The sequence below is a fragment of the Marinobacter guineae genome, assembly GCF_002744735.1.
In the GTDB taxonomy this organism is placed as follows: Bacteria; Pseudomonadota; Gammaproteobacteria; order Pseudomonadales; family Oleiphilaceae; genus Marinobacter; species Marinobacter guineae.
This window is the reverse complement of record NZ_KZ319345.1, coordinates 91,622-101,296: the sequence shown is the minus strand read 5'-3', so window position 1 is coordinate 101,296 and position 9,675 is coordinate 91,622. Positions and strand designations below refer to the sequence as shown.

The window sequence follows — 9,675 nt, the reverse complement described above, 5'->3', positions numbered from 1 at the left end:
CAGTCCCGCAACGCGGGATGAGCGAATAGCGAACCCGGAGAAGCCCGGCCTGTAGGGCGTGCCCTCTCCGCCTCAGTTATGGATTAGATAGTTTCCGCCCGGAAACTTACGCCGACTTTCTGCCAGCTTGCCAATTCTACGAAACCATATAGGATTAAATTATCTTCAAGGTAGAAGTTTGTTGGTTACCGACCTTTTTGTAATTAACAACAAAGGGAACTTGGTTATGAAATATTTACTTTGCCTCCTTCCAGCCCTGATGCTTTCTGCCTGTTCCTCGCAACCACGAGAACCAGAGCTACCAAAAGGCGAAATCGCTTTTCACAGCGAATGTCCAGGTGTTCCCTTCGCGAGGTATCGGGACCAAACAGTGAAGCTAACCTTCAATGAGATTCTGAAGAAGAATGCCGAAGTTACTGCTGCCTTAAAAGCTCGTACCAAGACAGTTGAGACGATCGACGGCAGTGTTGAAATCGGAGGTAAGGCTGGTTCGAGTACCGATAACAGCATCACAGGATCTGCTACCTACAAATCCCTGATAAGTGCAGATGAAGCCGAAGTGAGAAGCGCATACCAAGACTCGATTTGCGTAACTCGCGATGTCCTGGATAACGTTGAACTAAGCGAAGAACAACGAGAAGAGTTTGTAAAATCCTTGCTGAGTACCATCGAAGCCCGAAAGGCTTGGATCGCAAACCCAAAGAAATGAGCGGTTGGGTTGAGCCAAAAGTAACCTTTCGGAAAAGGGTTACCGATTCAACCGCCCTTCTCGTTGCAGAAATCACCAATCGAAATCCATACCAAATGGATATTCGTTGGGTTGATATAGACGTATTTGGCTCTCACCCAACGGGCGAATCCTTCGATGCAGGCGGCATCACCTTTTCGACCGGAACAACCACAACGGGCGCGCGCTTGTCATTCGGTGAAATCTGGGTCGAACCTGGAAACATGCTTAAAATTAACGCCAATGCCTCCAACGGCCCTTTTCACATCGCGCCCTATTCAACTGGCCATTTTGACATCAAGCTCTGCCGTAACCCGATTCCTAAAGTCTCTAAATCGCGTTCTGAACCGAGTGCCGCATTCTCGGCTTCAACTATGACGCCAACAAGCATGAACAAAGCAGCGCCCGTCAAATCATACAGCCTCAATCCTTTGGTATCAGTGGAAATAGAAATCGTAAATCCTGACTTAGATGGAAAAGACTTCGTTGCGAAGCAAGAAGTTCGCATTAGTGATCCGGATGTTCTTCCAAACTGCCCAACCCGCAGCCCTGACAAAAACACTGAACTTGAAGAGGCCTACGAACTCACTTGCTTGAGGGAATCGGTATGCCAGTAGCCTCTGCCTTCCAGTCGAGGCCATTCAAGGAAAGCAGCTCACGTTCCTCATTTGTTTCCGCCCGGAAACACAGCCGAACCACAGTTCACCCCCGGAAATGCTCTCAGCCAAACCAGTCCATAAAGGATTTATGGGTCTCACACTCAAGCGAAGGCTGAATCTCCACCGAGCCAAAGCCCCCATCAGGTGTAATCGCATATGCCGCCACTCGAAAGGCCTCCAGTCCGTTTGGGAGAATTGCAATCGTTTCAAACGACGATTGAGAGAGGACGGCACAACGTCCCGAGTAATTGGGTGGCAAGTAACTGGTAGCAGCGGTGCCTCCTATTTCATCAGCGACCTGGGCGATTACGGCGCCGTAGAATTCGGGGCATTCCACTTTCACGATTGACCCTCTCGAAAACCATAGCCCTGGCAATGGGCCTCTCGATTAATCATGCTTTTCTTCCCTCAAAGGTCGCTTAACATCCCTATATGATATTATATATTCATCGGAGAAAGTAGAACCTGGAGGGAAGGCCTTCTACGACGTGACGCCGCTGAGTTTCCGGCCGGAAACTTATATCTATTAGATCCGGAATCGATTCCGAAATCCGAGACCTATAAGAAAGATAAGCGCGATTGCAATCAATCCCTGGGCTGCCATTAAGGCATACAGTGCGGGTTCTGCATCCTCGAAAATGTTCCGAAACCCGATGAGGCGCAAAACACCCGCAGCAGGAAGAAACGGGAAGGTCCATGCAAACGAGAACAACAACGGTGACTCGATGCTATCGAACACATAACGATAGATAAGGCCAAAACCCGCCCAAGTAAAAATGAGCCAAAGCATCGGTAGAGCTATCGATTGCCCATAGTTGGAAGTGCACTCATAAATTAGGTCGAGCGTATCCGCGAGAAACCTGCCAACTCCTTTCCTGCGAAAACGGTTAAATCGCATTTCCTCGGCGTGACACGTCAACGCCAGGCCATGATCCTTGTTAGCCTCTGCCAGCTCTTTGATTCGCTGCAGTTTGGCGCCCCTGTTGGGCTCCTGCCGCTTTTGCTTGCTGGTCATCTGGGAGCCAAACTCCACATCTGTAAGACTGAGGTGTTTTTGAAATTCAGTACCCACTAGATTTGGAACAGGTCCAAACTTCAGTCCATTAATGAATAATGGGCCCTTAAAGGTGGATCCTCGAAAAGAGAGCTCGCTTGTAAACACCTCTCCGTCTTTTTGACTAAATTCCAGTATTCCAGGAAAGTGGGCCTGTTTGAATACCACCTCACCAGGGCCAAGATCACTGAAGTTTAATTCTGTTATTGCGCGCTCAGGAAATCTGGTAAACGCAAAGATCATATGCCCGCTTACCATGCCGAGCCCATCGAAGCGCAGCCGCCTGACTTCTTCGAAATTGGCATCGGTGAAGCGTAAATAGTTCTTCGTCCCTTCATGATCCGGGAATCCGAGTCGCAGGCCATTCACGCATACGTTTCCGCTTCGCCACTCCGTCTTTGTGAAGTCAACCTGAGACAGATTTGAAGCGCCCGCGAAGTCCAGCAGCAGATCGCCTACATTCAGAATGGCTTCACGGAATGAAATACTGGTGCCCGTCGACGCTTTGATTTGGAAGTGGAATTTTGGACCCTGCATCACACAGCAGGAGTCAGCTTGCCCAGGTTTCTTAGATGGCGCAAAGCTCAAACGCTTCTCGCCTAAGTCTTGAATCTGAATCTCGGCATTGTTGTAAAACCTCGCACCGTTAAACAGAACCTTGCCTTGGCCACTAAAGGAGCCTCCCTTGAACTTAAATACATCAAACGAGGATCCAGCAAAGGATAAGGTTCCGCTTCCAAAATGAGCGTCCTGGAACACGACAGCGCCTTGGAACGTCCCTGCAAACGTAACATCACCATCGCCGAAGTCACACTTACCGAAATGCAGAGTCCTGGTGCCCCAGCCAATAAAAGGAAATTTCAAATCTCTTTGGCCAATGTCGCTCCGCAACTGCTCCCAATCAACCGCATCGAAGCAAATCTCAGCGCCATCTTTCGCTTCACGCTTAAGAAATTGGCTTGCTTCATCAGGGGTTCGACACTGCAAAATCGTCTGCAGGAGGGTTTGAAGCCTGTCGCCGCTGATACTTTCCATTTACTGTCCTTGTTCAAGTGGCGTGTATTTTAAGGTGAGTTTCCGGCCGGAAACTAAAAGGCCCGCGATCGCGCGAGCCTTCGTCTTTAGTCACCTTTAGCCTAGCAGGACCAATCCCTGCTGCATCCAATTTGTTTCCGGGCGGAAACTTTTTACGGAAGCGGTGCTGCCAAAGCCAACAATGCATCATTACCCAGCCGCAAGTTCGAATGAAAGGCCGCTTGCGCTTGCGTCACAGAAATATCCATTTCGTCAGCGGCCTCCTGGGCATTTCGCACCCATCCTTTCAAGCGCCCGAATTCCACGTTCAACCGGCACATCAAACGCTGATTTACCTTCAGATGTAGCGTTCCCTTCTTGTGAGCCTTTGCCTCGAAAGCGACAGCTCTTTGCCCGGTCTTTCGGTCGGTAAAATGAAAAAGCACTTTCTGGCCAGCCTCCCATGCCCGCCGGCCCGCTGGCGCCTCATGCCTGGTCTCAAATCCCAGATTATTAGCAACGGTCATTAGATCGTTCAAAAGGTCTGCCACGGTAGAATCGAGGGTAGGGGACTGATCTCCAAAATACCCATAATCCAGCGCTTTCCAACACTCCAGGATAATCCGATGATCGAGTTTGTACCTTTCGATCTCGGGCGTGCGCCCGTAACGCCAGCCTTCCTCGGCAAACGTCTTGACGTTGGATTTGTAATTTATGACGTTGGCTTTCTTGGTCATTCGCTCCACGAGCTCAATCAGCTGGTCATCAAAGTATTGATTGCAGTTTTTAATGAGCCAGGCACAGAGCGCATGCACATTATCCGGCGTGAAATCGATGCTCATCGAGGCCTGTAATTTGTCCATAACCCTTTGCCTTGTCTTCGTAGCCAGCCGGGAGGTAACCGGCCGGAAATTCTCGAACAGCTCATGCCAATAAACGTGCTTCAGGCCCTCAATCTTGAGCTTCAGCCCTTTGGCCAAGGCTTCGGTGCTTACCCCGAGCTCCCCAAGCAACACCGGATCGAGGCCGCAGATCCGCTCATAATCCCCGACCAAATCCGATAGATCGTTTTGGTAAAAATCAGACAACGCCTGCACCAGACCGAGACTAGTGATTAACTCCCGGCCGGTACTGATACGCTTCTTGGCTCTGGCCTCAATGGTTGCCTTTGGATCAAGATTGGAACAATCCGCGACCGTAGATTGAGGAGCAAAGTGTTGCTCAAACCAAAGATCAAACGGATCCACCCGCAACTCGTTAGACCGATAGCTCCGGCCACGATTGTGGCTGTGTTTATCTAAGCGGATTCGGACCACATCAACGACAGTGCGCGCGCGACGGTCGGCATCGGGGGTATCAAAAGAAAACTGGGCCAAAACTTCGGTTTCGGCCTTTCGACTTTCAATGGCAGACTGCAGAGATTTATCGTTCTGCCAACGTACCGGAATGATCAGGTAGATAAGCTTTGCGTTAGCTTCGCGAACGATCTTTTCTGACCAGGCTCCAAAGTGAGAGTAGGGCGGGTTCGAAAAGATCACATCGCATCGCAGATCTAAAAGCACCTGGGCGAATAGGTCAGTTCCAACAGTGACAATGCTTCGGTCCTGGCGCTCAACCAACATCAGACTCTTTTCAATGGCATATCGATCGCCGTCAGTCAGACGCATTAGGGCGCGCCCGTCCCCAGCACCGACATCAAGCGCCGAAAAGATAGGGTATTTGTCGCTGAACGGATCCGAAAGAATTGCCTGTATGTCCTTTCGGACAGCACTCAACATCTCATCGGTAGTGGGATAAAACTCGAAATCTTCGGAATGGTCTTTCAGTGCGGAAACAAGCGCAAGTGTACTCATGATGGGATTCTCCTAACTCGCCTCGACGCCGGCGAACGCGCTGCCAGCTAACTACTGGCACCCTCAAATACTCACATTTCTACCGCATTGTGTCAATCTTTGGGTATATCTTTAGTATCGCCCATAACGTCTGCTGCTATCCTGAGTCAGAAGGGTGAACGCATAGAGAGCGGCGATATGATTTCCAGGGAAGAGATGGGGCAGATTGAGCGGAGTTGTAGGCCTTACAGGGTGAAGATCAACGCATGGTCTGCTTCTTTAAATTCAGAACCTCGCTACTACATAAACCTCTATAGCATGCCGGCAGGGGTAGGGCCCTGTCGAACGAAGCTCTGGTTTACGGACGATAACCCAAAAGTGCAGATCGATGACCGGTATTCGGCGCTTGATCATCGATTGAGCTCCCAGATCCAATATGTCCAGCAGGCGATCAATCGGTTTTTTGAAGAAAACAAACAATCGCTCTTGCAGAGAAAAAGAAGCAACCCGAACCCTTTCTAGTTTTCGGGGGATCCGTTTCCGCCCGGAAACATGAACCGTTTGGCATGATCAAAACCTGCTACTGGCAATAAACTCGACTCCAGGTACACTCTGGCTATCTCGTTGGTTCGAGATGAGGCAAGGATGCCCGTTCACCGCAGTATGGTCTCTCGGGTGCGTCACCTGCTCAGTGGTGAGCCTGGCCGGGGGCACCCGGCACCAACCTCCTTTTTTCGGAGGGGCAGGGCAGGGCGGCTACCCTGATCTGTCCAGCCGGTCATTTTTGTTCCGAACCATCCGAACCATTGGCCGCCCCTTGTCCATTACGCCGATCACGCCTGTATCGATCGCCGCACCCACCATATATATTCCTGGTCCCAGCCTTTGATAAGGCTCCAGAATCATCCGCCGCCACGATGTTATATCCAGGAGCACAGCTGAAAACGATGGGAGTCTGCGGATGACATCCCGATCGGCAATGCCGAGCCATGATCTCACTTCAATCTCGTGGGCTGTGACCACACCAATTGGCTGGTGAGAGGCGTAAGCATTGAGGGTGGCAAAATAGGTGTTATGTCGTCGGCGGAATTCCACAATGTCACTCGCTGATAAACTGTATAAATATACAGTTTATCAGGAGGGCTTTCGAGATGAAAAAGCTGGACGAAACGGGGAGCCAAGAATCGTAGTAAGTGCTTACTATAACTTAACTCGCTGTCCTGGGATGCGGGAACTGGATCAGGCGGAGCAAGAATACTGAGAAGGGGGTCGACCTTCCACGACTTGTCCCGTCTTGTAATCCACCTTCTGCGTCTCTTCCAAGTCAGTTTCGTAACGCCACCCGGGACCGTCGTTCGTCATTAGATAAAAGCTCCTGAAACAGTCATATCCACCCTCGTTCACCAGGCTCCCGGCAGCCCTGCAACTGGCTTTATTCGCAGCCTCAGATAAGTAACAATTTACTGAAGTACCCCGAATTCTGCCCACCAAAGCCTTCGCCTGTAGCTCTTTCTCGAATCTATCCCCAGCAACACCCCGCACCTTTGCACCCTCAACCGTCCTGAGGTTGCCTTTCAGCTCCGACAACACAGGATGAGCCTCATGGATCTGGTCGATTTCCAGCTCGTTCGCCACTTCCCAGCCATTCTGGCCCATGATGAACTGAAGCTTGACCAACCTTCGCTCGTCATTACCGTCCAGGGCCTCTAAACCAACAAATGCGGTCGCCGGGTTAGCGGAACCGTTGGTATAGAGTGTCGTACCGAAGTCATTCAATGCTGTGAGACGTTCATAATTCCGGCGGGTGTATCGTTTTGCCAGCAGCTTCAACGTGTCCAGACTTTGGTAGGTAGTATCTAACTTCCCCTGGATGACCTTGATATCGCCATATGTGGCAAAACCACTTCCTCGCAGCTCTGTCCCATGTTGTTCGGCGGTCAACACGATGGAGAAGGGCACTCCGAGTGGCTGAGAATCTCCGAACACCAGGTCCAGCTGATAGTTTCCCATAAGCGATTGGGTGTCAGGCACGCCTTGATCTTCAAGCTTTTGCTTCAAGCGCAAGTGCGGCACTAGGCCTGGCCCGTCCGATGGGACTTTGAACCCGTTGCCCGCCGGATTATCGTCAAACAATACGATTTCTGCAGAAAGATCAGCAAAAAAGTCTGAGCCCTGCCGCAACTCCAACGTACCTGATTTCAGAATGGCCTGTTCCACGGAGAATTGAACATCCCGAATTTTCCCAGATACGGGATCCTCAGTGCGCGTGGATGCCTGGGTTTTCTTTTCGTCGGGGGCTCGGTCAGACGCAGCCTGAGAAACCTGATCTGGCTCAGATTCACTAGTACATCCGAAGACTGCCAAAGCCACAAGGGCAATAATGATAGGTTTGAAGTTCTTCATTCAATTCCATCCTTAGACTTGATCAATTTTTGACTGCCGTTTTATCAGCAATAAAAACAGCTCTTTAGGTCCCATTTCCACCGATTTATCCACGAAAATGGCGAATAACTTTGCCCAGTAACAGCAAGGAAGCGGGGAGGGTAGGTGCTCTGAAGACGAAGCCCGAAGATCAGATCAGGGATCTTCCAACGCGCTCCTGGAGCCTTCGGTACCGCAGGCTTCTAAACTTTGGCAGCTCATTCACGAGCTGCTGAAATCGGCCAACCGTCCGCTCGCTCATGATCAGCCACTGATAGTCGAAGACGCCATGTTGGGTTTCGAGGAAAAGCTTTACGTCTGCTCTGGTCTCCTCAACCACTTTCACGAGTTCGAACTGTTCCACTGCGCCAAACGCCTCGGCCATCCCGTCCCCATGGGATTCAATCAACCGCGCAGCATCACTCAGCGAAATAGCGCCCTCTTCATGATTGGATAGAGTTAGCGCAGCGAACCTTAAAAATCGGTCTCGGGCGAGTCGCTTCATCGTGTGCATTGTGTAATCCCATTCCTTTGGTTTCTGGCGCCCTGATCCCATGGGGAACAGGTGTGCAAAAATGCGGGTCAACACGGACCCGCATTACTAACTTCCTTTTCAGCCCTGTGAGCGCTTCAACGCTGCCTTTACAAGACTCAGTGGAGCAACACGATTCCCGCGGCCATCGAGACTGGCCAACAGGATGTTATTTTTGGGCGCTTTAGTCCAAATGCCGGCTATACGGAGCCGAAGCCCTGACAAAGTGATCTCGGCGTCCAGTGCACTCTCGGGCAGACCATAAAGCTCATGGCGGTCCAGGAAAGCCTGTCGCTCTTGCGTCATTACGACGCCGTCTTCACAGATGGTCGCAAGATTCAGCTTAAAACTGCCCGTGGTGTCACCATAGGTGGCACTTCCAGAAGTAATTTGCAGCCCAAGCTCTTTTGAACGCTCGGCCAATTTCGCTTCCAGTGCTGGACGAATGACGTTTTTCAGGGTGGGGCGGTCGATAGCATTTACTTGTGGCATAGGGTTTTCTTCGAATCAGAAGGGTATTAGAGATCGTTCGCGCAGTTGGCGGCTTGCAGGGACTGCTGATACAAATAGTCGAAGTCTTCTTTCTCAAGATGTCTTCGAGCGAGCTCAACAAACACTTGCGAAACGGAGACATCGGCGCCTCCACGGTGCTTCACCGCTTTACTGGCTTTTATGGCCTGATTTATCTCTGCCAGCTCTAGCCGTGCCGCTTCTCGTTGTTGCTGAAGCTCTTCAATCTCATTCCCAATTCGCCGCTTTGCTTCGTCTGTTGCGCTCGCCATCCGCGCTTTCAGACGCCGCTTTTCTTCATCGAGGTTGCCCATCGTCTCTATAAGCACGAGCCGACGCTGGTGTAGATTTACGAATTTTTCGGCCATCACTTTCACGCCCCCCATGCCATATCGACATCTTCCCTGGCCACTCTCAGACGACCGCCTCGTGTCTCAATAACCAGGGTGTTTTTATAGACCCGCTTAACCTTGGCCAGCACTCGACCCAACCGGACCGTCTGCCCCCTTTTTACCTTTTCCATCTAACTTACCTCGCTTTGCGGTAAACCAATTTGAATGCTATTTAAGCGTAACTTTATCGCCTTTTTTTGTCAATCTTTTTGTATCTATTTCAAGTCTAAAAAGCGTAGATTATCTTTCCGAACAACAATAGCCGTCACCTGGAGTTTCCGGCCGGAAACAGATGATCCATGCTCAAAGAATCTTTATGTCTTTCCAGATGCTCAAGCGCCTGACTCCTTGGAACTGACGACTCAATGGGCAGGGGAACCACGTTAGAGCCAAAAGCCTTCTGAAACTGTTCGCCCAAATCGCCTTCGAATACAACACACCACAATCCGTTTCGCGTGACCAGATCCATCTCGAAACTCTCCATTTTCATATAGTTCTATATTAGATGGCACTATTTAATTCGAGTCAAAGTAT

9 protein-coding genes are annotated in these 9,675 nt (G+C 50.6%); 2 read left to right on the top strand and 7 right to left on the bottom strand.

The window, feature by feature from the left end:
• Positions 1-226: 226 nt before the first annotated feature.
• Together CLH62_RS20595 and CLH62_RS20590 are read left to right on the top strand one after the other, a co-directional pair.
• Positions 227-709, top strand: coding sequence for a hypothetical protein (locus tag CLH62_RS20595; RefSeq protein WP_099620042.1), 483 nt, complete (start codon positions 227-229; stop codon positions 707-709).
• Positions 685-1,344 carry a hypothetical protein gene (locus tag CLH62_RS20590; protein WP_143752399.1) on the top strand — a complete coding sequence of 220 codons (660 nt, stop codon included), beginning with the start codon at positions 685-687 and terminating at the stop codon, positions 1,342-1,344. The genes CLH62_RS20595 and CLH62_RS20590 overlap by 25 nt, the downstream gene beginning before the upstream one ends.
• Before the next feature lie 568 nt (positions 1,345-1,912).
• On the opposite strand, the gene CLH62_RS20585 is transcribed toward CLH62_RS20590, so the two are convergent.
• The 7 genes from CLH62_RS20585 to CLH62_RS21185 all read right to left on the bottom strand — a co-directional run bounded on the left by CLH62_RS20585 (position 1,913) and on the right by CLH62_RS21185 (position 9,272).
• A complete protein-coding gene (locus tag CLH62_RS20585; RefSeq protein ID WP_099620040.1) occupies positions 1,913-3,475 on the bottom strand; it encodes a hypothetical protein in 1,563 nt (520 codons plus the stop codon).
• 152 nt (positions 3,476-3,627) lie between these two features.
• Positions 3,628-5,307, bottom strand: coding sequence for a DUF4942 domain-containing protein (locus CLH62_RS20580; RefSeq protein WP_099620039.1), 1,680 nt, complete (start codon positions 5,305-5,307; stop codon positions 3,628-3,630).
• Between the two features lie 1,218 nt (positions 5,308-6,525).
• Complete coding sequence (locus CLH62_RS20565) at positions 6,526-7,689, bottom strand: hypothetical protein (protein WP_099620037.1); 1,164 nt, start codon at positions 7,687-7,689, stop codon at positions 6,526-6,528.
• A 169-nt stretch (positions 7,690-7,858) separates the two neighbouring features.
• Positions 7,859-8,221 carry a hypothetical protein gene (locus CLH62_RS20560; protein WP_091643533.1) on the bottom strand — a complete coding sequence of 121 codons (363 nt, stop codon included), beginning with the start codon at positions 8,219-8,221 and terminating at the stop codon, positions 7,859-7,861.
• Positions 8,222-8,320: 99 nt separating this feature from the next.
• Complete coding sequence (locus tag CLH62_RS20555) at positions 8,321-8,731, bottom strand: hypothetical protein (protein ID WP_099620036.1); 411 nt, start codon at positions 8,729-8,731, stop codon at positions 8,321-8,323.
• A 26-nt stretch (positions 8,732-8,757) separates the two neighbouring features.
• Positions 8,758-9,117, bottom strand: a complete 360-nt coding sequence (locus CLH62_RS20550) for a hypothetical protein (RefSeq protein ID WP_143752398.1) — start codon at positions 9,115-9,117, stop codon at positions 8,758-8,760.
• 5 nt (positions 9,118-9,122) lie between these two features.
• On the bottom strand, positions 9,123-9,272 hold the full coding sequence (locus tag CLH62_RS21185) for a hypothetical protein (protein ID WP_153634927.1): 150 nt from the start codon (positions 9,270-9,272) through the stop codon (positions 9,123-9,125).
• Between the last annotated feature and the right edge of the window lie 403 nt (positions 9,273-9,675).

Coding starts and splice junctions, on each gene's coding strand:
- CLH62_RS20595 (WP_099620042.1), top strand. CDS start 227: ATGAAATATTTACTTTGCCTCCTTCCAGCCCTGATGCTTTCTGCCTGT.
- CLH62_RS20585 (WP_099620040.1), bottom strand. CDS start 3,475: ATGGAAAGTATCAGCGGCGACAGGCTTCAAACCCTCCTGCAGACGATT.
- CLH62_RS20580 (WP_099620039.1), bottom strand. CDS start 5,307: ATGAGTACACTTGCGCTTGTTTCCGCACTGAAAGACCATTCCGAAGAT.
- CLH62_RS20565 (WP_099620037.1), bottom strand. CDS start 7,689: ATGAAGAACTTCAAACCTATCATTATTGCCCTTGTGGCTTTGGCAGTC.
- CLH62_RS20560 (WP_091643533.1), bottom strand. CDS start 8,221: ATGCACACGATGAAGCGACTCGCCCGAGACCGATTTTTAAGGTTCGCT.
- CLH62_RS20555 (WP_099620036.1), bottom strand. CDS start 8,731: ATGCCACAAGTAAATGCTATCGACCGCCCCACCCTGAAAAACGTCATT.
- CLH62_RS20550 (WP_143752398.1), bottom strand. CDS start 9,117: ATGGCCGAAAAATTCGTAAATCTACACCAGCGTCGGCTCGTGCTTATA.
- CLH62_RS21185 (WP_153634927.1), bottom strand. CDS start 9,272: ATGGAAAAGGTAAAAAGGGGGCAGACGGTCCGGTTGGGTCGAGTGCTG.